General features: G+C 40.1%; 20 protein-coding genes. 12 read left to right on the top strand and 8 right to left on the bottom strand.

From position 1 onward, the window contains the following. Positions 1-72 precede the first annotated feature (72 nt). Positions 73-1,485, top strand: coding sequence for a Gfo/Idh/MocA family protein (locus SJY23_RS05555; protein WP_396597762.1), 1,413 nt, complete (start codon positions 73-75; stop codon positions 1,483-1,485). Positions 1,486-1,548: 63 nt separating this feature from the next. Here SJY23_RS05555 and SJY23_RS05550 read toward each other — a convergent pair whose 3' ends face one another. The 5 genes from SJY23_RS05550 to SJY23_RS05530 form a co-directional block, all read right to left on the bottom strand. Further along, positions 1,549-2,319, bottom strand: a complete 771-nt coding sequence (locus tag SJY23_RS05550; RefSeq protein WP_396597761.1) for an enoyl-CoA hydratase/isomerase family protein — start codon at positions 2,317-2,319, stop codon at positions 1,549-1,551. A gap of 63 nt (positions 2,320-2,382) precedes the next feature. Then, entirely contained in the window at positions 2,383-3,783 is a 1,401-nt protein-coding gene (locus SJY23_RS05545) for a sensor histidine kinase (protein WP_396597760.1), read from the bottom strand. Between the two features lie 47 nt (positions 3,784-3,830). Further along, complete coding sequence (locus tag SJY23_RS05540; protein ID WP_396597759.1) at positions 3,831-4,382, bottom strand: CopD family protein; 552 nt, start codon at positions 4,380-4,382, stop codon at positions 3,831-3,833. Positions 4,383-4,462: 80 nt separating this feature from the next. Continuing rightward, positions 4,463-7,564, bottom strand: a complete 3,102-nt coding sequence (locus SJY23_RS05535; protein ID WP_396597758.1) for a WD40/YVTN/BNR-like repeat-containing protein — start codon at positions 7,562-7,564, stop codon at positions 4,463-4,465. Positions 7,565-8,102: 538 nt separating this feature from the next. Further along, positions 8,103-9,485: an MATE family efflux transporter gene (locus SJY23_RS05530; RefSeq protein ID WP_396597757.1), complete on the bottom strand. Its 1,383-nt coding sequence runs from the start codon at positions 9,483-9,485 to the stop codon at positions 8,103-8,105. A 134-nt stretch (positions 9,486-9,619) separates the two neighbouring features. Here SJY23_RS05530 and SJY23_RS05525 point away from each other — a divergent pair, with 134 nt between their 5' ends. Next, positions 9,620-10,066 carry a hypothetical protein gene (locus tag SJY23_RS05525; protein ID WP_396597756.1) on the top strand — a complete coding sequence of 149 codons (447 nt, stop codon included), beginning with the start codon at positions 9,620-9,622 and terminating at the stop codon, positions 10,064-10,066. Positions 10,067-10,075: 9 nt separating this feature from the next. Here the strand turns inward: SJY23_RS05525 and hemH are convergent, their stop codons facing one another. Both hemH and SJY23_RS05515 read right to left on the bottom strand, forming a co-directional pair. Continuing rightward, positions 10,076-11,116 carry a ferrochelatase gene (gene hemH / locus SJY23_RS05520; protein ID WP_038597988.1) on the bottom strand — a complete coding sequence of 347 codons (1,041 nt, stop codon included), beginning with the start codon at positions 11,114-11,116 and terminating at the stop codon, positions 10,076-10,078. A gap of 113 nt (positions 11,117-11,229) precedes the next feature. Next, positions 11,230-12,120, bottom strand: coding sequence for an AraC family transcriptional regulator (locus SJY23_RS05515; protein ID WP_038597990.1), 891 nt, complete (start codon positions 12,118-12,120; stop codon positions 11,230-11,232). Positions 12,121-12,337: 217 nt separating this feature from the next. Between SJY23_RS05515 and hemA the strand changes: the two genes are divergently transcribed. From hemA to hemF, 8 genes are all read left to right on the top strand, one after another. After that, positions 12,338-13,579, top strand: a complete 1,242-nt coding sequence (gene hemA, locus SJY23_RS05510) for a glutamyl-tRNA reductase (RefSeq protein ID WP_225969333.1) — start codon at positions 12,338-12,340, stop codon at positions 13,577-13,579. Beyond that, complete coding sequence (gene hemC / locus SJY23_RS05505; RefSeq protein ID WP_396597755.1) at positions 13,572-14,486, top strand: hydroxymethylbilane synthase; 915 nt, start codon at positions 13,572-13,574, stop codon at positions 14,484-14,486. Before hemA ends, hemC begins: the two co-directional genes overlap by 8 nt. A 2-nt stretch (positions 14,487-14,488) precedes the next feature. Continuing rightward, the gene (locus tag SJY23_RS05500; RefSeq protein WP_396597754.1) at positions 14,489-15,151 is read left to right on the top strand and encodes a uroporphyrinogen-III synthase; all 663 of its coding nucleotides are present in this window, start codon (positions 14,489-14,491) and stop codon (positions 15,149-15,151) included. A 112-nt stretch (positions 15,152-15,263) separates the two neighbouring features. Next, positions 15,264-16,292, top strand: coding sequence for a uroporphyrinogen decarboxylase (gene hemE, locus SJY23_RS05495; protein WP_035334967.1), 1,029 nt, complete (start codon positions 15,264-15,266; stop codon positions 16,290-16,292). Between the two features lie 26 nt (positions 16,293-16,318). Continuing rightward, positions 16,319-16,777: a DUF6973 domain-containing protein gene (locus tag SJY23_RS05490; protein WP_160164958.1), complete on the top strand. Its 459-nt coding sequence runs from the start codon at positions 16,319-16,321 to the stop codon at positions 16,775-16,777. Between the two features lie 66 nt (positions 16,778-16,843). Further along, a complete protein-coding gene (locus tag SJY23_RS05485; RefSeq protein WP_396597753.1) occupies positions 16,844-18,199 on the top strand; it encodes a TrkH family potassium uptake protein in 1,356 nt (451 codons plus the stop codon). 1 nt (position 18,200) lies between these two features. Then, positions 18,201-18,959 (top strand): EI24 domain-containing protein, encoded by a 759-nt coding sequence (locus SJY23_RS05480; RefSeq protein ID WP_035334970.1) that lies wholly within the window; start codon positions 18,201-18,203, stop codon positions 18,957-18,959. A gap of 22 nt (positions 18,960-18,981) precedes the next feature. Further along, complete coding sequence (hemF, locus tag SJY23_RS05475) at positions 18,982-19,887, top strand: oxygen-dependent coproporphyrinogen oxidase (protein WP_396597752.1); 906 nt, start codon at positions 18,982-18,984, stop codon at positions 19,885-19,887. An 86-nt stretch (positions 19,888-19,973) separates the two neighbouring features. On the opposite strand, the gene SJY23_RS05470 is transcribed toward hemF, so the two are convergent. Further along, positions 19,974-22,637 carry a DEAD/DEAH box helicase family protein gene (locus SJY23_RS05470; RefSeq protein ID WP_396597751.1) on the bottom strand — a complete coding sequence of 888 codons (2,664 nt, stop codon included), beginning with the start codon at positions 22,635-22,637 and terminating at the stop codon, positions 19,974-19,976. A 128-nt stretch (positions 22,638-22,765) separates the two neighbouring features. Between SJY23_RS05470 and hemB the strand changes: the two genes are divergently transcribed. Further along, positions 22,766-23,749 (top strand): porphobilinogen synthase, encoded by a 984-nt coding sequence (hemB, locus tag SJY23_RS05465; protein ID WP_396597750.1) that lies wholly within the window; start codon positions 22,766-22,768, stop codon positions 23,747-23,749. A 23-nt stretch (positions 23,750-23,772) separates the two neighbouring features. Next, a complete protein-coding gene (locus SJY23_RS05460) occupies positions 23,773-24,222 on the top strand; it encodes a DUF3291 domain-containing protein (protein ID WP_396597749.1) in 450 nt (149 codons plus the stop codon). The last annotated feature ends 5 nt before the right edge of the window (positions 24,223-24,227 follow it).

The following is a 24,227-nucleotide window of genomic DNA, read 5'->3' as shown; positions in this document are numbered from 1 at the left end:
CACATCCCCAATTAAAGGTTACATCCAATTGATTTTTAATATCTTTAAGAGAGATTCAAAAAAGCAACCCTTATGAAACGTCGTTCCTTTATCCAAAAAAGTGCTGCAGCTAGCGCAGCTTTTACAATCGTTCCTAGCTTTGTGTTAGGCGGAAATCATGTACCTCCTTCTGATACTTTGTATATAGGAGCAATAGGTGTAGGTGGTCGCGGAGGTGGCGTGGTGAATGATCTTACAAACTATGGTAAAGTGAAGTTTGTAGCTATGTGCGACGTAGATGATAAGATGGGTGCTGCAAGCTATGCCATGCATCCTAAGGCCAAAACGTACAGAGACTTTAGAAAGTTATATGACAATCATATTAAAGAAATAGATGCGATAATGGTGGGAACACCAGATCACACACATGCTACCATCGCATTACCTTTTATGCGTGAGAATAAACATGCCTATGTAGAGAAGCCTCTTACGCATAACATTTATGAAGCTCGCTTAATGGCAACCGTAGCACAACAACAAGGCATTGTAACCCAGATGGGGAACCAAGGAGCTTCTGGTGATGGGATTAGAGTAGCGCAGGAGTGGATTGACGCAGGGGTAATTGGTACTGTCTCCCGTGTAGACTGCTGGACTAATCGCCCCGTGTGGCCACAAGGATTTAAACATATTACAGAAGGACATCCAGTGCCCGAAAACCTAGATTGGGATTTATGGTTAGGACCCGCTAGTTACAGACCTTATAATGAGAATTATCTACCGTTCAAATGGCGTGGCTTTTGGGATTTTGGTACAGGAGCAATGGGTGATATGGGTTGCCACATTATGGAAACTCCATTTAAAGCATTAAATCTAGGCTTTCCTTATGAAGCCGAAGCTAGTTGCACGAGCATCTGGTCTGGAGATTTTGTGGAGGCAGATTACCGCGAGGCTTGCCCACCAAGTTCTATAGTACGATTAAAGTTTAACTCTCCTACGCAAGGTGACGTGGGATTAAACTGGTATGATGGAGGAATTATGCCGGATTTACCTAGCGAACTAGGAGAAGGTGAGAAGCCGGGAGATGGCGGTGGTGGTAGCATTTTTTACGGTAGTGATGGCATTATGGTTACAGATACTTATAGTGCAAACCCTCGACTACTACCTAGCGAGCGTATGAAAGATATGGCTGCAGTTCCGCAAACAATTAAAAGAGTGACTACTGGACACGCTGGAGAGTGGGTTGAGGCGTGTATTAATGGTGGTACTACATCATCCCCATTTTCTTATGGAGGGCCGCTTACGGAGGCTGTACTTATCGGCAATCTTGCAATTAAAGCCTTCCAATACAAAGAATTAAAAGAAGGTAAAAAATCAGGAGACTGGGATCCATGTAACTATCCTGGTCGTCGTACGATTAAGTGGGATGGTGATAATATGCGAGTGACTAATTATGAGGAAGCAAATGCATGGGTAAAACGTGAGTATCGCAAGGGATGGGAGATTTAAAAAACAAAAAAGTCTGTAACCTAATAGCTACAGACTTTTTTATTTTATAGAACTTTATCTGATCTAAAACTCAGCCTTTCTTTTTTCAAGAAATGCTGTGGTTCCTTCTATGAATTGGTCGGTTCCAAAGCAACCTCCAAATTCTTCAATTTCCGTGTCATAACCATCTACACCGTCTTCAAATCCGGCATTTACGGCGTTAATTGCTGCTGCGATTGCCATAGGTAAATTACGCATGATTTTACCTCCTAGCTTCTCTGCAAGTGGTAATAATTCTTCTTGTGCAACAATATGATTGATAAGACCGTAATCAAGCGCAGTATTTGCATCTATCATTCCTGCAGTCATGATCATCTCCATTGCACGTCCTTTACCTACTAGTTGTGGTAGGCGTTGTGTACCACCATAACCTGGTATCACTCCTAAGCTCACCTCTGGAAGCCCCATGCGTGCATTATCACTTGCAATTCTAAAATGTGCCGCCATCGCAAGTTCTAGTCCGCCGCCTAGTGCAAAACCATTAATTGCAGCAATGACAGGTGTACCCATATCTGCTACATAATCAAAAAGCATTTCTTGTCCTTTACGAGCAAGTTCGGCTCCTTCAGATTCTGAGAAATTTGCAAACTCTGAGATATCTGCTCCTGCTACAAAAGCTTTTTCACCAGAACCGGTTATGATTGCAACGCGTACGGTTGCATCTTCTTCCGCTTTCGCGAAAGCGTTATGAAGTTCCTCAATAGTCTCTTTGTTCAAAGCATTGAGCTTAGATGGACGATTGATTGTGATAGTAGTGATACCGTTTTCTGTAGTTGAAAGAATATTATTGTACATAGTACTATGTTGATTTTTAAAATTGGTTCTTATATAGCAGTAATAGCCACGATTTAAAACTTCTTATTTTGGAAAAACAACTTTAAATACAGTTCCTTTTCCTTCTTCTGAAGTAAAGGTAATACTTCCATTATAGGTCTCCATAATATTTTTTACCATTGCTAGTCCTAGGCCCATTCCGCTAGATTTGGTTGTGAATTTAGGCTCAAATATTTTTACTTCATTCTCTGCTGAAATCCCTATTCCATTATCTGTCACGGTAATCTCAACCTCCGTTTCTAGCTCTTGTACAGCTACAATAATATTAGGATGCTCTGTAGTCTTGGTTGCTTGCACTGCATTTTTAACCAGATTTGTAACTACGCGAATTAACTGTGTGCGGTCAAAATTTGCATAGAGCTCTTCCTTTTCACTAGAAAAGTAGATGTAACGTTCATTAAATATATCTACTGAAAGCTTTACAATATTGGGCACATTAAGTATTTCGCTTTGCTGTGCAGGCATGTCTGCAAAGTTTGAAAATGCACTCGCAATACTACTCATTGTATCTATTTGCTGTATGAGCGTCTTGCTGTACTCCTTTATTTTATCGTGAACCTCTGGATCTTCTGGGTCAAAACGGCGCTCAAAACTCTGTACAGAGAGTCGCATAGGCGTAAGCGGGTTTTTAATCTCATGTGCTACTTGCTTTGCCATCTCTCTCCAGGCCGCCTCACGCTCGTTTTGCGCAAGCTTCACCGCACTACCTTCTAGCTCATCAATCATACGATTATAAGCGTTTACTAAGGTTGTAAGCTCTGATGGAAGCTCTGTGGTATCAATTTTCTCGTTACGTTTGTCTAGTTGGGTTTCTTTTATGTTATCCTCTACCGTTTTAAGCGTTTTTGTAATATACCTCGCCAGAAAATAAGCGAGTAAAATTGCGGTTAATACCATAAGGATATTTACCACCACCAGACGCCACAATATCTCCCTGAGTTCCTTATTAATAAAAGCCTCACTATCTTCATACTGTATCTCAAGTATGGCGAGTGGTCTATATTTAGGGTCATTTATATAGCTATATGAGAGTTGTTGAGACACCTCACCATCCAGCTGATTTACATAACGTTTTTCTTCAGATTTTTCTAAGTTTTCTAAGGTCTCAAGACATAATTTCTTTTGCGCGGGACTATCAAATAATTGATCTGTAGACGAGATAAGAGGCTCCCCATCTAGATCATACATTGTGAGATTCTCACCCTGTATACTTGCGATTTCATATATTTTCTCCTTAAAGATATATGGGATTTTTTCGGTCTTGAGTTCATAACTAGTATTATTCAACACAAAATCTATCGTCTTTTTTATAGAAGACTCTTTGCGTTCTAATCGTTCCTCATTATAGTCTCTTATTTGCTCTTTGTATTGAAAGTAAGTAACAGCAGCAATCATCAAGAAGGCAATCAATACCAATGCAAGCATTGAGGTAAAGATTTTTGTGCCGAGGGATGTACGATTAAAAGTGAGCATTAGGCATCTGGATTTTTATCTTGTATTTTCTTATACAGCTTTATGCCTAGCATCAATAATACTGCCAGACCTACAAGACCTAACATTCCAAAAATCCAATTGGTTGTGCTTTTTGTGACTGCTAGAAAAACAACCGCAAAAAGTATAAGCGTTGCTCCTTCATTCCAAAGACGCATTTGTCTAGAGGTGTATTTAAAATGACCTGCTTGAAATGCCTTGTGTATACGCCAGGTTTTCCAATGATATAAAAACAACAACACAATAAAAGCAAGTTTAATATGCATCCACGGAGCACTAAAAAGACCTGGATTTATATAAAACATCAGACTCCCAAAAATCACCGTGAGCACCATAGAAGGGCCTGTAATAATCTTCCATAGGCGGTTTGCCATTAAGCCAAGTTGCTTACCAAGTATCTCTTTATCTGGTGATGGTTTTTCACTAGCTTCAACTTGATATACAAAAAGACGCGGCATATAAAATAAGCCAGCAAACCAAGTGACCACAAAAATGATGTGTAAAGATTTGAAATAAGGGTAGTATTCTGCCATAATGGTAAAGATACGAAGCAAGACAAAACATAAAGGCGCAGAATCTCTTCTGCGTCTTTCTAATAGGAATATTACTTTATTTACTCCTTTGCATCTTCTACAAAAAGATAATCTAACTTCAAGCTATTAAACTCTTCGTTAAATTTTGACACCTCTGCATCTAGCATTGTGTCAAAGGCATTGAGTTGTGTATTGATTGCTGCCGTAAGTTCATTTTTTACAGCTACGTCTTGGTCTGTAGGTCCAAAATCTCCCATACCCACAAGGCTGTTTAAATGCCCTAATTTATTAGTCAACTTAATCGGGAAGTTAAGCGGATCTTGACCAGAACGGTTCTTAGTCTGATAGAGTTCTTTCTCAATCTTACCAAACTCTTCCTGCATTGTTTTTGCCTTTTCACGCAGTGCTTCTGTACGTGGGTCGTCTTTATATTGCGCAGTAAATGAATTAAGTTGCTTATTGATTTTTCTAATCTTTTTGATACTCTGGTGCGCTCTGTCTACAGATTTATTTACATCAGAAATAAAATCGTGTTGCTTCTGCATATCTGCCACTGTCGCCTCTGCATTAGGATTTGCAACAATCTCAAAGGTCTCTGTTTGCACATCCCCATTTACATTAAGTGACACTTTGTAATTACCAGGTACTGCTTGTGGTCCGTCAAGACTTGCCCACCATAATATCATACCATCTAGACGCTCTGCGCCGTCTATTCTAGTATTCCAAGCAAACATATTTCCGCCTTTTTTGGCTTTCAGCTTTTTCTTTTTACTACCTGTATTATATGATTGTAAGGTATCACCCGCCATACTCATATAAGTAAGGGTCACGGTATCCTTTTTCTTATCAAAATCCTTGAGGTTAAAATAAGTCATCACACCACCTGGATGATTAGTTCCAGCTGTAAGGCTCGATCTACCACCACGGCCGCCCATTCGGTACGTTTTCTTAGGTTTAAACAATTTATTTGTTCCCGCTTTCGCGAAAGCGGACTGATGCAACATTCCCAGATCATCTATAATCCATAGGCTACGTCCCTGTGTTGCTACAATGAGGTTGTTATCCTTAATCGTAAGATCTGTAATAGGAACGATAGGCAAGTTGAGTTGGAACGATTTCCAGTTTTCACCATCGTCAAAACTGATGTACATTCCCGTCTCTGTACCGGCGTATAATAACCCTTTTTGTTTTGGGTCCTCACGTACTACGCGTGTAAAATGCTCTGCAGGTATACCACTTGTAATCTTTTTCCACGACTTACCGTAGTCTGTAGTTTTGTACAAATAAGGAGCAAAGTCACCTAATTTATAACGTGTTCCAGCCACGTAAGCCGTTCCTTCTTCAAAAGCAGATGGTTCTACACTGTTTATCATCATATTTTCTGGCATTCCTTTAGGAGTTACGTTTTCCCAAGATTGCCCTCCATTACGAGTAACGTGTACAAGTCCATCATCACTACCTACCCAGAGAAGTCCTTCCTTAAGAGGAGACTCTGCCGCTGCAAAAATGGTACAGTAGTACTCTACAGAGGTATTATCTTGTGTGATAGGTCCTCCAGAAGATTTCATTTTTTCTGGGTCGTTAGTCGTAAGATCACCACTTATTACTTCCCAGCTTTGACCTTCATTTTCACTCACGTGCACGCTTTGTGAGAATGTGTACAATCTGTTAGGATTATGTTTTGAAAAGATGATAGGAAAATTCCACTGGAAACGGTATTTCATATCCTCCACACCGTGACCCATTGGGTTATCTGGCCATACAGATACGCTACGTACCGTGTTTTTCTCGTGATTTACACGCGTTAAGAATCCGTCGTAACTTCCTCCATAGACAATCTCATTATTTTCTGGATCAACAGCTATATGTGCAGACTCACCACCGGCGGTACTCTCCCAGTCATTTTCTGTAATGCTACCACCTTCTGTGCGGTGCGGAATGCGTATTGTGCTATTATCTTGCTGTGCTACATAAATTCTGTATGGAAACGCATTATCTGTAGTCACACGATAAAACTGAGCCGTAGGCTGGTTCATATACGTACTCCAAGAGCGACCACCATCATAAGAAACTTGTGCGCCACCATCATCACCTATAATCATACGGTTAGGGTCTTCTGGAGCTATCCATAAATCGTGGTGATCTCCGTGCGGTGCGTTATGTGTACTGAAGGTTTTACCTCCATCTGTAGATTTGTGGTAACGCACGTTTAATACATATACCGTATTCTCATCCTTAGTATCTGCATATAGACGTGTGTAATACCAAGCACGCTGGCGTAGCTTACGCTCATCATTGATTTTTTTCCAAGTCGTGCCTGCGTCTGTAGAGGTATATAAACCTCCTTGCTCTTGGTTTTCTACCATTGCATACAGACGATTACTGTTTGCTGGAGAAACAGTGATTCCCATAATCCCTAGTATACCTTCGGCAAAACCATCGTTTGTAGAAATCTCTTTCCACGTCTCACCACTGTCTGTACTTTTCCACACAGCAGATCCTTCTCCCCCAGAACTTAAACTGTACGGAGTCCTACGAGCATTCCACGTAGTAGCGTACAGTACTCTTGGGTTGTTTGGATCTATAATTAAGTCTACGACACCACTATCTGCGTTAGAAAAGAGTGTTTTTCTCCACGTCTTACCACCGTCTGTACTTTTATAAACGCCACGCTCTTGTGTAGGTTTATAGATGTTACCTAAAACCCCTGCATATACAATATCAGAATTAGTAGGATGTACACGTATTCTTGGCACGTGACGGCTGTTTTTAAGACCCGACTGTATCCAAGTTTTCCCTGCATCTTCAGACTTCCAAATACCATATCCAGAAGATACGTTACCTCTTAATGTTTTCTCACCACCACCTACGTAGATAACGTTTGGGTCGCTTTTTGAAACCTCAACGGCTCCTATACTTCCTCCAAAATAGCCATCTGAGATATTTTCCCATTCTTTACCACCATCTGTAGTGCGCCACACGCCACCACCTGTACTCCCCATATAAAATAGGTCTGGTTGTCCCGGCACTCCAGTAACGGCAGCACTTCGACCACCACGGAAAGGACCAATGAGTCTATATTCTAAAGCTTCGTAAGTAGAGGGGTCTGGTGTTTGTGCAAACGTATCAAAAGATAATACTGAGCACACCGCCAGTAATAGGTAGCATAATTTTGTCTTCATTTGGATTGTGTTTGTTATAGCTAAGAAAATTACACAATTCTCTATGAAGTAAGAAGCAAGGATGAATTTTTAACGCTTTCGCGAAAGCGTATACCTTATAATCTCTATAAAATTAACGTCATTATTATCATCTCAACAAAGGAGGAAAAAGAAAAGCAATCGTCATCTAGACAAAGGAGAGATAATACATCAAGCTCAGAAAACCAATAAACATTCAACAGCGACCGCTCACGGATATGTGATTTCTCGATAAGCTCGAAATGACAAGCAATCGTCATCTCGACGAAAGGAGAGATCACACTTCAAGCTAAGAAAACCTATAAAAATTCAACAGCAACCGATCACAATTATGCGATTTCTCGACAAGCTCGAAATGACGAGCAATCGTCATCTCAACAAAGGAGAGATCACACTTCAAGCTCAAGAAAATCTATTAATACTCAACAGGAACCGCTCGCGGAGATAGGATTCTCGGCAAGCTTGAAATGACAGAGATACGTTTTGTAGTGCTTCACTTTTTCGCGAAAGCGCAGAAATACTACTCTTCTATTACTACAAGATTATTTTTTACATCACGCCTTAAATAATAACCCGTAACTACGGTAGACAATACATCTGCAATAGGAAATGCAATCCATACTCCCCAAACACCAAAAAAGTTAGGTAGTATGAGTATAAGCGGGATTAAGAAAAAGCCTTGTTTCGTAAGGCTGAGCAGTAAAGCTGGTATCGCTTTACCTATGGCTTGAAAATACACAGCTCCTATTAACTGTATTACAATCACTGGCGTTGCAGCAAAAACAGTGCGTAGTGCATTAGGGGTGCGTTCCATCAATACTTTATTATCTGCTACCGCCTGGGCTTGTGCATTACTATCGCTTATAAACCAAGACACAAAAAAATCTGGCACCGTCATAATGATTATAAAAATAGCTAGTGCAAGACCGCCTGCATAAAGAATGGACGTCTTGATAGTTTCTCGCACGCGCGCATATTGGTTTGCTCCATAATTATAACTCGCGATAGGCATAAATCCTTGTGTGACCCCTATCACAGGAAACAATGCAAACATTAACATCCTGCTTATAATACCATAACTAGCGACGTCAAGGGCATCTCCATAATTAATAAGTACATTGTTAAGTAATATAGTAAGCACAGAAATTACTCCTTGTCGCGCAAGTGTCACAGAACTCAAACCAGAAATTTCTGAGACGATTTTTCTTGTAAGCACAAGGCATTTAGGTACAATTCTAAGTTCGCTCTTAAAAATGAAAAACCATACGATAAAAGCAAAACACACCGCATAACTTGCAAACGTTGCCCAGGCAGCACCTTCCATCCCATAGCCTAGCACATTGATAAGAAGGTAATCCATCCCTATATTACCTATGGCTGGGAGAATCATCGCATACATCGCAAATTTAGGTTTACCCTCTGCGCGTATCACGTTGTTACCCATCATACACATTGCAAGCATTACAATACCGTAAAGTACAATGCGGTAATAGGTGAGCGCCATATCTTTAAAAGAGTCATCTGCTCCAAAAAACTCTATGAGCGTATTTTGAAAAACGAGTCCTAGAATTGCTAGTAATCCCGATACTAAAAATGTGAGTGTTATTTGATTACCAAAAACTCGAAGCGCCTTATCATCATCACCAGAACCTAAGGCTCTAGACAGTACAGAACTACCACCTATACCTACGGCGAGGCCTATAGCTGCTATAAAAAAGGTTACAGGTATAACTACTGTAATGGCACTAATGGCAAGAGGACCTATCCATCTTCCTACAAAGATGGTATCTACTATCATATTGAGCGACATCACGAGTATCCCTATAGATGCGGGTACAGCTTGCTGTACGAGCAATTTTGATATGGGTTGTGTGCCTAGTGCTGTAGATTTTTTATTTGCCAATAGATATTTGCTAGTTTATTATATAATGAAACGTTATCAAAGTTTTAACGTAAGCTAGGTAATAGATTATTTACTTTTGCCACGTGCAACATACTGTATAACAGTAAATTAATGTTCCCCAAACATCCTCAGATATGAGTAATTTAATTCAAGTTAAAAACCTTCCTTTTGCAACTATTGAGTTTTATAAAACTTTTATAATATGCAAAATGAAAGAAGGAATCGTATTAGATATTTCAAAAACCATAGAACTTCACGAGCAATCTCGCGCATTTTATAACGGGCTTAAATACGGTTTCATCTTTGACAGAACAGTAGACTTTACAATAGACCCCATAGTCTATATGAAATGTCCGTACTACCCAGACATAAATGCATTACACATTGTAGCAGATAAAATTACTACGAAGAAAGTAATTCACTTTGAGCAGAATTTTACAAAATATCCTATTAAGCTTTTCAGTACTATCTACGAAGCAATAAGCGCTATGAACGACGTTCCCTTTGGAGAAAAGTCAACCTTCTCTAAAAAAGAAGGGACTATAAACCCAAGGCAAAATAAACTGCGCTCTAAAGCTTAAACAACTTAACTACGCTATAGCCTTACCAGCCTCTACAAGCGCCCATTCATTTATCCACCCTGCAACAACACCTGCCCAGTCATCACGATCATTGATACAAGGAATGGTATGGAAGTCCTTTCCTCCAGCCTCGTGAAAGATTTCTTCACCCTCCATCGCAATTTCTTCTAGCGTCTCAAGACAGTCTGATACAAATGCTGGTGTTGCAATTGCCATTTTCTTAAATCCTTCTTTACCCATACGTTCTATTGTACGGTCTGTATACGGCTGTAACCACGGGTCAAAACCTAAACGTGATTGAAAGGAGGTAGAATAAGTAAGTGGCTCCATCCCTAAATATTCGCCTACTAGCCTTGTAGTCTCATAACACTGGTGACGATAGCAAAACTCGTGTGCCTTAGATTGTGACATACAGCAAGAACCATCTATTTTACAATGCATACTCGTCACATCACTCTTACGTATGTGCCTTTCTGGCACACCGTGATAAGAAAATAACAGATGTTCATAATCTACACCTTTAAGGCTATCTGCAATAGAGTCTCCTAGCACCTTGATGTACTCCGGCTTGTTGTAAAATGGCTTTACATCTGTAATCTTCATCTTAGGGAAAAACTCAGCACGTATCTCTTCGGCTAGTACTAAGATGGTTTCTGTAGTTGCCATTGCATACTGAGGATATAATGGTAATAGCATTACCTCATCAATCCCTTGATCGTGTAATTTTTGAAGTCCTTCTTTTATAGAAGGTGTACCATATCGCATTGCGATTTCTACAGGGAGTTTTGTGTGGCTTTGCACTTTTTTCTGCAAGCGTTCTGTAAGAACAATTAACGGTGATCCTTCATCCCACCATATCTTACTATAAGCCTCTGCACTCTTTTTAGGGCGAGTATTTAAGATGATACCTTTTACTAGCAATGCTCTTGCTGCATAAGGAACATCTATTACGCGCTCGTCCATTAAGAACTCGCCTAGGTATTTTTTTACGTCTTTTGGATCTGTACTATCTGGTGATCCCAGATTGACCATTAAAACTCCTTTGTTCATTTGTTGGCAATTTTTCTTTAACAAAAATAAGGTTTAACCTTCTTTTAAATGTTATGATTGTTATAAGACTTTGTGATAATGGTATTAGTTTTTACGCTTTCGCGAAAGCGTACCTACCCCAAGCTCATTAAATACTTTTTTGGGGTGGTACCAAATTTCTTTTTAAAAGCAGCTATAAAGTGACTCGCCGTGCTATAACCCACTTTAAGACCTACCTCATTTACATTATGGGATCCGGTCTCTAGCAACTGGCGTGCGACTTCCATTTTATAGTCAAATAAGAAACTAAACACAGAGTCACCATAGATCTGTTTAAAGCCTTCTTTCAATTTACTGAGTGAGAGACCTATCTCATCTGACAATTCGCTTAGTGTTGGTGGTGCATCCATTCTTGCAATGATTATTTGCTTAGCACGCTTTATTTTTTGCACATTATCCTCATCTACTAGAAAAGGGCACTGTTCTATATCTACATCTGCAGGTCTATTAAAGTAGAGGCTTAATAGCTCATAACTTTTTCCTTTAAAATATAATTGCATTATGGAAGGATGCAAGCTATAATTCATTAACTGGTTAAGTACAATCGCCATACTAGGTGAGATGCTGCCGTCTTTGTAGTACTTTCTATCTTTATTTTCATCACTTAAGAAGTGCATAAAATTTGCCTCGCTTGAAAATAAGCTATGAAATTTCTTGATGGAAATAATGACACTCACCAGCCAGGTCTCTGGTGCGAGTTCTAGATTCATAGGTAAATCACGCTGCGGGTTATATAGTAACAGCGAATTCTCATCTGTAATAGAAAGTTGATAGGCTCCATTATTAAAATTAAACACCGCAGAGCCTTTGATACAAAAATGAAACTGTATAAAGCTACTATCTACCTCTCGCTCCACTTGGCTCACATTAGAATCATTGTTATCAAAACGTAAGACATAAAAACCGTCTTCTATTTTAATCTCTTGAAGCAAACCTTGAGCGTTACTTTTTTTATTTAATTCCATTTTATTAATCTCTCTTTTATTTAGAATCACTCTAAATTAAGATGGGCGTATTCCTTTGCCACTAGCAGTCATAACGATAGCTTACACAAATTTACGGTTTATTACAGACGTGATAAACCGCTCTCGACACAAATGATTCTTCTAGCGTTATTTTTTAAGGAGAGTGACCTTTATTTTTGCACTCCCTCATATTTGGGATACAAATAGAATTATACTTTTGAATAGAGAGCAACAGTTTTATGCCATAGGTCTGAGCTACAAAAAAGCAGACGCGACTACGCGTGGGCATTTTGCAATATCAGAAACAGCACAAGCCGCCATACTTAATGGCGCTCGCGATGAAGGCGTTACGGCTCTTACCGTAATATCTACTTGTAACCGTACAGAGTTATACGGCTTTGCACCAGACGCGATTACACTAGTTAAAATTTTATGCGAGCATACGCACGGAACTATAGAAGAGTTTCTAGACGTAGCATACTTGCACAAGGGAGATGACGCAATTGCCCACCTCTTTAAAGTAGGTACCGGTCTTGATAGCCAAATACTAGGCGATTTTGAAATTATAGGTCAGCTTAAGATTGGTTTCAAGCGTTCTAAAAAACTGCAACTTATTAATCCTTTTATGGAGCGATTAGTAAACGCCGTTATACAAGCCAGTAAGCGCATTAAAAATGAAACCGAGATTTCTAGTGGTGCAACTTCTGTGAGTTTTGCAGCGGTACAATATATAATGGCACGCGTGCCTTATATGTCAGAAAAGAATATTCTTCTTTTTGGTACTGGTAAAATAGGTCGCAACACTTGTGAAAATTTAGTAAAGCATACTAAAAATGAGCACATCACACTCATCAATAGAACTAAAGAAAAGGCAGATAAAATCGCTGGTAAATTTAACTTACTAGTAAAAGAGTATGCCCAGATAGAAAGTGAGATTGCACAAACAGATGTACTCGTTGTAGCCACAGGAGCTCAAAAACCTACGGTAAGCAAAGAGATTATCCATTCTAAAAAGCCACTTCTTATACTAGATTTATCGATACCTAAAAACGTATCTAATGATGTAGAAGAGCTAGAGAATGTCACACTCATACATCTAGATCAATTATCAAAAATGACAGATGCCACACTCAAGCGTCGTCAAGGATATATCCCACAGGCAGAAGCCATCATAAAGGAAATTACAGATGAGTTTAACGCTTGGTTACAAACCAGAAAGTTTGCTCCTACCGTAAAGGCTCTCAAGGCAAGACTTAAAGAAGTACAAGCCGCAGAGCTAGAAAATGTACGCAAGAAAACTCCAGATTTTAGCGAGGCAACAGCAACAGCTATGAGTGATAAAATCATTCAGAAAATCACAAACCAGGTAGCACATCACCTACGTCACGCAAATGGAGAAACCGAAGAAAGCATTGCCTTAATTTCCACTATTTTCCAACTAGATCAACATAATGTCTAAAACGATACGAATAGGCACTCGAGACAGTGAGCTCGCTCTCTGGCAGGCAAAAACAGTTCAAAAACAACTAGAAGATCACGGCTATACCACAGAGCTCGTACCTGTAAAATCTACAGGAGACCTCATACTTGATAAGCCGTTATATGAACTAGGTATCACTGGCATTTTTACAAAAACACTAGATGTTGCAATGCTCAATGGTACGGTAGATATTGCCGTGCATAGTATGAAAGACGTCCCTACGGCATTACCTATAGGGATTGTGCAAGCTGCAGTATTACCTAGAGCAGAAACCGAAGATATTTTAGTACACAACGGCGCGCCAGATTATAAGCAAGCCTGCACCATCGCGACAGGTAGTTTAAGAAGGCAAGCCCAGTGGCTCAATCGCTACCCTAACCACAAAACCACAGATATACGTGGTAATGTAAATACACGCTTACAAAAGCTAGAAAAAAGTGACTGGACGGGCGCCATTTTTGCAAAGGCAGGCCTTAAACGCATTAATGTACTTCCAGAAAATTATGAAGTACTTGACTGGATGATTCCTGCGCCGGCACAAGGAGCTATGCTCGTGGTAGCGATGGAAGAAGATACATTTTCTAAAGAAGCTTGTGCAAAGCTTAACGATCGCACGACAGCATTGTGCACACATATAGAACGTGAATTTTTACGCACGCTAGAAGGCGGTTGTACCGCACCCATAGGTGCACTAGCACAAGAAATAGATGGAGCCATACGTTTTAAGGGAGTCCTTTTTTCACTAGACGGCGCGACAAAGATTGAAGTTGAGCAAGTAGTCTCAACAGAAAATGCACTAGGTTTTGGTACAGACTGTGCGCTAGAGGTTCTTGATAATGGTGGTAGAGCATTAATGAAGGAGATCAAGAGTAGTTTGAAAAAATGACCGTGCTATCCACAAAAAAACTAAAGCCTAACCAGCGAGAGCTACTTCTCAATGCAGGCTTACAATTTGTGGAATACGATGCGATACGTACACAAGAGGTTGCTTTTACGCTTTCGCGAAAGCTAAAAAATATCATTATCACCTCTCAAAATGGAGTACGTGCTTTATGTAACAACCTTTCTAATGAAGAATTAGAAAGTATAGAAAGTTGTTTTGCTGTTGGCATAAAAACAACAGCACTTCTAGCCGAAAATGGCATAAAAGTGACAAAAACAGCTCAAAATGGAGAAGAATTGGCTCATTTTATAGCCAAAAACCATAAAAACGAATCGTTCACTTACTTCTGCGGGAGACAGCGTAGAGATGAGTTACCTACATTACTCAAAGAAAATAATGTAGCGTGCGAAGAAGTGATGGTTTATGAAACTCATCAAATAACACAGTCCTTTGACCGTACATTTGATGGTATATTATTTTTTAGTCCGAGTGGTATGAACGCTTTCGCGAAAGCGAACAAAAACACACGAGCAATAGACAGCATAGCGTTTTGCATAGGCCAGACCACTGCCACAACAGCAAGATTACACTTTAAAAAAGTAATCGTGTCTAATGCAACAACTATAGAAAGCACCATTGCTAAAGCGGTGAAAATATTGAAAGAATAATCTAGAACATAAGCATCTAGAAAAACATAAAATTGTCCCCTCGAGCGCAGTCGAGAGGTTCATTATAAGAGTACAATTAAGTTCTCGACTGCGCTCGAACAGACCTAGAGATATGAGCATAAAAAACGACCTATTTTTAAGAGCACTTAAAGGAGAAACTGTAGACCGTCCACCAGTATGGATGATGCGTCAGGCTGGAAGATACCTTCCAGAATTTATGGAAATTAAAGCAAAGTATGACTTCTTTACACGCTGCCAGACGCCTGAGCTTGCGAGTGAGATTACCGTACAACCTATACGTCGTTATGGAATGGATGCTGCTATTTTATTTTCTGACATCTTAGTGATCCCACAGGCAATGAATATTGATGTAGAAATGAAGCCTAATGTAGGGCCGTGGTTGCCTAACCCAATACGATCTGCAAAAGATGTGGAACAAGTGATTGTTCCAGATATCGATGAGACGCTAGGCTATGTGATGGATGCCATTAAAATGACTAAGGAAAAACTCAATGACGAGATTCCGCTTATAGGTTTTGCAGGATCACCGTGGACGATACTTTGTTACTGTGTACAAGGTCAAGGGTCAAAAAACTTTGACAAGGCAAAGGAGTTTTGTTTTACACAACCACTAGCCGCGCACGCTTTACTTCAAAAAATCACAGATACTACCATTGCTTATCTTAAGAAAAAGGTAGAGGCTGGTGTAAATGCAGTACAAGTTTTTGATAGCTGGGGAGGGATGCTCTCACCGGTAGATTATCAAGAATTCTCGTGGCAATACATACAGCAAATTATAGACGCACTTAAAGATGAGGCTCCCGTAATTGCCTTTGGAAAAGGGTGCTGGTTTGCACTTGATAAAATGGCAAAGTCTGGAGCATCTGCACTAGGTGTAGACTGGACGTGCTCTGCACGCAACGCTCGCTACCTTACTGGTGGTAATATCACGCTGCAAGGTAACTTTGACCCTACTCGATTATTCTCACCTCCTAGCGAGATCAAGAGAATGGTGCACGAGATGATTAATGAATTTGGCAAAGACAAGTATATTGTAAATCTTGGTCACGGTATTTTACCTAACATTCCTATAGAAAATGCTGGTGCATTTATAGAAGCAGTAAAAGAGTACAAAGCATAATGAACGTCTGGGCTGTTGTCAAATCTATGGATTTTAAACAGCTGTGGAGCCTTTTTTGGCTCAGTGCACGCCACCCTAGATTTGTGATTCCTACTATAAGAGGAACTCGCAAAACGGTTGCTATATGTAATAAACATTATGGCAAAAAACAGCACCTCAACGGCCCAGAAAATGCTTTTAGACACGCCCTGTGGAATATGCTTATCGTACACCTTAGTGTGCAACGAGGCTTGCCACTGCAGCGCTCGCTGGCGTGGGCAAAACGGTTTACAGACTGGCACGAAGATTTCTCTCCTAACGCACCTTTAGAACGTGCGATGGACTTGCATAATAACCGCGTGGGGCGCGACCTCATCACTAGTCTTTGCGGGCAAGACGAAGAGCAACTGGTGACACAATTGCTGGAGATGGTCCCGCTTTCGCGAAAGCGTACTACTCTAAAAGAAATCAAGCGTTGTGATACAGTACTAGTTCACTTAGGGTGATAATTTAACCATATGTAAACAGGCTATGGAGGGCAAAACAAATACTTTTGAGTATAATTTCTAGCTATGAGAACATTCTACAACAAGCTGAGTTTACGATACACCGCACTTAAAAGGAGTTGGACGCCGCAGCAAAATTTATTTTATGGTTTTCTAACGTATGTTTTAGTAGGAACTTTACTCCTAAGCTTGCCTTGGTTACAAAAGACGAGTGCCTCCATACTAGATCATCTATTTATTGCAACCTCTGCAGTGAGTACTACGGGGCTGGTTACGATGTCTATTTTTGACTCATATAACATAGGAGGACAATTTGTTATAATGGCACTTTTCCAGCTGGGAGGTATAGGTTACTTGACCTTTACTACATTTATGCTGCTATCTACTACCCATAAAATAACACCCTGGCATAAAAGTATTCTCAATACAGAGTTTACATTACCCGTTACTATACGTATCAAAGACTTTTTAAAATCTGTAGTACTGTATACGGTAATTATGGAAGTTCTAGGTGCCATATTATTCTTTATTGCTTTTAAGTCAGATGGTATGGGAACGGGAGAGGCTATCTGGTCATCTATTTTTCATAGTATAAGTGCTTTTTGTACCGCTGGTTTTAGTCTTTTTAATAGTGGATTTACACCTTACGTGGACAACGGACTCATAAACTTTACCATATCAATGCTCGCTATTTGCGGTTCCCTAGGTTTTATTGTGATTACAGACGTGGGCTTATGGATAAAAAACAGAACACACTCGCTTAGCTTTACAACAAAGATTGTCGCAATAGGTTCGCTTATACTTCTCGCTTTTGGATACTTATTTTTTTACTTCTTAGAGCCGTCCATCTCAAGTTTGAGTGGGTCTGCTCGAGTGAGTGCTGCATTTTTTCAATCTATGACCGCGATGACTACAGTAGGTTTTAATACTATTGACTTTGGTACTTTTGTATTACCTATGCTGCTCGTAACTATATTTTTGATGTACATAGGCGCCTCTCCTTCTGGTACAGCTGGAGGTATGAAAATTACGACACTTACTGCCGTATTTGCCATAATGAAAAGCCGACTCAAAGGATCTAAAAACATCACCTTCTTAGGAAAACGCATTCCTTATGAGCGACTATACGTAGCAACATCATCTTTTATATTTTATACAACACTTATTTTTGTAGGAACGTTTGTACTCACCTTCTCAGAAGATTTTGATTTTGAAAATATTTTATTTGAAGTGGCCTCTGCACTTGGTACTGTGGGTGTGAGTACAGGGATTACTGGAGATTTAAGCAGTATAGGTAAGATTATTATCATAATCCTTATGTTTATAGGTCGACTAGGTGTACTTACCTTTGGCCTCGCTATTTGGTCAAAAAGTATTACAAACGAAGACAGAGAAATTCTCAAAGAAGATATAGCAGTATAATATGATAAAAGGCATCTTAAACGGATTACAAACGTATAGAACATCATTTGGGTTAATCTCAAAGCTGGGGCTTTGGAAGTATTTTGCCATCCCAATGGCTATAAGTCTTATTACTGCCTCAATGATTGCAGCATCTGCCTGGGGTTTTTCTGATAATATAGGTCACTGGGTAGAGCAAATCTGGCCTTGGGAAACGGGAAGACACGCCTTTTTTATATTTGCAGAGATAGTAAGCGCACTACTCATTATCGCCATAGGCCTTATCTTGTATAAACACATTATAATGGCACTGAGCGCGCCATTTATGAGCCCTGTTTCAGAAAAAATAGAAGCTCACCTTAAAGGAGAAAATCACACCCACAGAGACACCTCAAACACCGAACAACTTATACGAGGCATACGCATAAACGTGCGTAACTTGGGTCTAGAACTGCTTATCACACTACCTATCTTACTGCTCAATTTTATCCCAATTATAGGGAGTATTGCTGCCACTATTTTACTATTTCTTACACAAGCATACTACGCAGGTTTCGGTAATATGGATTACACACTGGAACGTCATTTTAAGTATAGAGAAAGCGTAGATTTTGTGAAAAGAAACAAGGGCCAAGCCATAGGTAACGGTATTGTATTTATGCTGTTTCTTATCATCCCACTTGTGGGAATTATACTCGTTTTACCCATATCTGTAACTGCAGCAACGGTACAAACCATAAAATTGCTTGACAAGGATCATCACACTAGCCTGACTGCATAGGTCACCACCTAAAAAATATATAATGAAAGAACAATTTGTAACCTACATACTCAACCTTCAAGATCAAATTACTAGCACACTAGAGCAACTAGATGGTAAGGCCAGCTTTCAAGAAGATAACTGGAAACGTCCAGAAGGAGGTGGTGGTCGCACACGCGTGATTGAAAACGGAAATATCTTTGAAAAAGGAGGTGTAAATACATCACAAGTGCACGGCGATCTACCAGAGGCAATGCAAAAATACTTTGGTGTAGAAGATGCAAACTTCTTTGCCTGCGGTCTATCTCTAGTGCTTCATCCTAAGAGCCCTATGGTGCCTACGGTGCACGCAAACTGGCGTTATTTTGAGATGTATGATAAAGAAGGAAACATAGTAGACCAATGGTTTGGTGGAGGGCAAGACCTCACTCCTTATTACCTTTTTGATGAAGATGCAACGCACTTTCACCAGACGTGTAAAACCGCTTGTGATGCACACGATGCCAACTTTTACCCAAAATACAAAGCACGTTGTGATGAGTATTTTTACAACGCACACCGCAACGAAGGTCGCGGTATAGGAGGTTTATTTTTTGACTATTGCAAAGCCACCACAGAGCGCTCTATGCAAGACTGGTACAACTTTGTGACCACTGTGGGCGACAGTTTCTTAGAGGCATACGTCCCTATTGTTGAGCGTAGAAAGGATACCGCTTTCGCGAAAGAACAAAAAGACTGGCAAGAGGTACGCCGTGGTCGTTACGTAGAATTTAATCTTGTACACGATAAAGGAACCCTCTTTGGGCTAAAAACTAATGGCCGCATTGAAAGTATTTTAATGAGCCTACCACCGGTAGTACAGTGGAAATATGATCACCACCCAGCACCTGGAAGCGAAGAAGAACGATTAATAAAAGTACTACAGCAACCGAAGGAGTGGGTTTCTTAAGAACCAAAATCACTTATTGGTCATAAATTACCGTGTGTAAGTTATGACCAATAAGCATTCACATTTTCGCGAAAGCGAAAAACCTCTTACCTCCATATAGCACTCGCCTTGGTTTTGAGACCATTCTCGGTATTCAAATAGTGAAAACGTGCTTTAAGTAATTGCTTCCTTCCATCCCGTGTTCTTGTAAATGTAAGTCGTGCGTCATCACTCACAAAAATTTTCCAATATTTATAAAATAGAGAGGCATCTTTCTTATTTGTTGTAAAGATGGAGGGTACGCTGTAGTAGCTTGCCAGTCCAAATTTCTCTTGAAACCACCCAGACTGCTCAATCATATAGCGTGCATTATCCACAGGCTCTAGTAGTTCTTGCAGGCAGTTTACAAAGAGTATTTCCTCCTTTGCCGTGGCGCCTGTGAGAAAACAGGCAATCTCCCCGTTAGGTAAATACTCTACGCCAAGCTTCAGTTGTTGTAGTTGGGTGGTAATGAGCAATTGCTCTCTCAATGACTTTAATACCACTTGCCCCATTTTATACACTTGCTTATCGATACGCCCGAATTTAAGATACTTGACAATCGCCTTATACGTTTTAGGTGCTAACACGAGAACAATAGAGCCAAGAGTAGCATAAATAAAAAACAGCATCCCTTTAGAAAAATAGCTTCCTACATTATTAATAATCACCTCTGGGATAGTCATAGTTATGACAGCCCCTAGCTGCATGAAACTATACTTTACAGCATCTTTATAATAGACCTTTTGTGTTTCGGATTCTTTCTTCTTGCTCATTGGGCTAAAATCAAACTTTAGTTCTCTCACAAGTAACTTTCCAGTCCCTATAGCTTTATTCCAGCGCTCTTTAATATGGCTTCTGTTTGCTGCTAGCTGAAGCATTTTTTCATTAATCGTCTCCTTGTTGATTGTGGTCGCAGGAAGTGCAAATCGGTCGGCGCCATTTTCTATAAAAGGATCATTTTCAAGGGACACTCCACAAAAGGCGTCAAAACGTTTTACGAGTTTTGCCACGTCTTCACCACCGCCATCTATGGTAGGATCTATACACGCGAGATGCCAGATGGAAGCCACTTTATCTGGATTGTCAGATTGCACGCGTATCGCACGACCACGCATCTGATTAGACATTACAAAAGAACTCACGTAAGAACCAAGTACTAAAGTATTAATAGCAGGAGCATCCCATCCTTCCCCTAGCAGGGCAGCGGTACCTACTAGAATTTGTATGTGACCATCTGTAAATAACTGAGTAATCACACTCACAATTACATTTTTTGCACGCTCCTTTGTTTTTACAACAAGAAATTGAGTTCCATCAAGAGGCGTGATGGTATAATCATCATTTGAAAGTACTTTGATGATTTCGCTTTCTAAGCCTTTATGTATAATAACAAGTGTACCTGTGAGAACAGCCAGTTTATCTAATTTGTTTATTCCGTTAGAGCTTTCTACTACTTGTGCAAGCGATTGTCGTAGGTGATGAAAAATAGGAACTACACCAAGTTTATTTACATCTGCTAAGTCTTCATTTACGCTTTCTAAGAATTCTTTACGTACATAATCCGTGAGGATTACTGCACGTAAATCTTCACCCATTTCTTGGGATTCAAAATTTATGATCTCGCAAATACTTTTAAGTTTATTTGGACTTTGCGCAAGTGATTTATAGAGCTGTCGCTCTCCTTTAAAATTCACTCGGTTATTATCAAAGGCGCCAACTCTACGCAGCTGCTTTTCTACATCCATTAGCATCTCCTCATCTTCTAGAAAAAGCTCTCTGTCTGTAACAAGTATAGGCTGCAATAATCGCTCTGCCCATTCTTGATTAAAAAGTGGCAATTGAGCCTTCTCGGTATCTACTCCCAGTACCTCTATTTTCTCTTTTGGGATCTCATGACCACGCGCTTGAAGATACACGAGAATGGCAACGTAAAAATCTGGTTTCTCATAGATAGGATCTAGTAATCCATCTGTCAAAGTGTACAAAGTATGTTCTAGAACGAACGTTCCAAAATTATCATTTTCTACCAATGAATCAATGAAACCCTTTGATTTTACTCGGTATTTAAGAATGTATTGAATTTGAGCTTCGTCTGGTTCGGAGAAATAAATGTAATCTTGGTGTGCGCATAGATTTCCCTCTCTTACTAATTCTGGAACGCTTATTTCAATATCTATCGGGCCGCATAATTGGAAGTATTTGGCTATTTCTCGTTGCTCACTATCATAGGGTGGTGTGGCGGTCAATGCGGTGAGCGTTCCTTCCAGTTTTTTGAGTGCAAAAAGTGGTTTCCACCACTCATTTTTAAGGTGATGTGCTTCGTCTAATACAATTTGTTTGATGCCCGCTTCCGCGAAAAAAGCTACCAGCCGATCCATGTCGCCCTCCATTTCATTTTTTGAAAAAGCATGTAGTGATTGGTAAGTAGCAAAAGTGATGTGTGCAGGCTCTTTTATATTTCGCGAAAGCGGAATAGTACAATCTTCCTCGCTCACAAAACACTCAAACATACGTTGCTCCCACTGGTTTCTTATTGTAATTGTAGGTGCAAGTACAAGCGTCTTCTGGTTAACACGGCGCATCATCTCAAGGCCAAGCACCGTCTTTCCAGAGCCTGGAGGTGCGACTACGTGTAAATGATCATCTGAAGCATGGCTTTTAAAATCCTTTAAAAATCGCTCCTGATAGGTGCGCCACGGGTATATAAAATGAAAGGCTTCTTTAAGCAAAGGGAGTGGAAAATTAATTGGTAAATTTGTTTAAATATAAGGCACACAATTCGAAGTACGAACGACTATTTGTAAAAGAGTTGTGGTCACCTAACGAGACGATTATAAATCTATATACCTCTTTTTTTATGCTACGCAGAAATCGCAGACTACGCACCTCAGAAGCTATACGTTCTATCGTGCGTGAGACATACATCACTCCTAATGATTTTATTGTTCCACTCTTTGTGGTGGAAGGCAAGGGTGTGAAAGAAGAAATCAACTCTATGCCTGGATATTATAGATTCAGCTTAGAGCTCATAGCCAAAGAAGTAAAAGAGCTGTGGTCAATGGGATTAAAATCTGTACTGCTTTTTGTAAAAGTGCCAGATAACCTTAAAGACAACTCTGGAACAGAGGCTCTTAATAGTGACGGACTTATGCAGCGTGCAATTAAGACGGTTAAGGATGCATGTCCAGAAATGGTTGTGATGACAGATGTGGCATTAGATCCGTATTCTTCTTTTGGCCACGATGGGATTGTAGGAAGCGGAGAGATTGTAAATGATGATACCGCCGCTGTTCTTGCCGAAATGGGACTAAGCCACGCTCGTGCAGGTGCAGATATTCTTGCGCCAAGTGATATGATGGATGGTCGTATTTTTGAGATGCGCACATTGCTAGAAGATGAAGGTTTTTATAACACTGGTATTATGAGCTATAGCGCAAAGTATGCGAGCTCTTTTTATGGGCCTTTCCGCGATGCGCTAGACAGTGCTCCTGTAGATTTAAAAGACGTCCCAAGAGATAAGAAAACGTATCAGATGGATTTCGCAAATCGTGATGAGGCGATTAAAGAAACGCTCATGGATATAGAGGAAGGAGCAGATATAGTGATGGTAAAACCAGGCCTTTGCTACCTAGATATCGTGCGTGACCTACGAGAAGCAGTAAATGTACCTATTGCCGTATATCAAGTGAGTGGCGAGTATGCAATGCTCAAAGCCGCTGCCGAAAAAGGGTGGTTAGATCATGATAGCGTGATGATGGAGCAAGTAATTGCCATTAAACGTGCAGGAGCAACCATGATGGCGAGTTACTTTGCAAAGGATGTTGTGAAGCTTATTAGTTAATTTACCCAACTAGACGCAATTATATGAACTACCACCTCGCTCAAGTAAACGTCGCCCGCATGAAAGGGGTCTCTATAAACGATCCCGAGATGAAGGATTTTAGAGATCATACAGATGAGGTAAACGCGCTTGCAGAACAATCTAAAGGTTTTGTGTGGCGGGATGTTTTTGATGAGAATGCCGATCCTAAACCCAATGCGCTAGCAGATGAGCAGGTACTTATAAATTTCTCCGTGTGGGAAAATGTTGAGTCGCTTAGAGCGTATACTTATACGACGTTCCACACTGCCATCATGAAACGCCAGAAGGAATGGTTTCAAAAATATGGTGAGGCACATTATGCATTATGGTGGATAAAAGCTGGAACTACTCCCACAGAAAAAGAGGCGATTGAAAGACTCGGTTATCTCCAAGAAAATGGCGCTAGTGAACACGCATTTACTTTTAAAGAAGTTTTTGAAAAGCCTGAGTAAAGTTT

The organism is Dokdonia sp. R86516, assembly GCF_044596715.1.
Taxonomy (GTDB): Bacteria; Bacteroidota; Bacteroidia; order Flavobacteriales; family Flavobacteriaceae; genus Dokdonia.
This window is presented reverse-complemented; position numbering and strand designations above follow the sequence as displayed.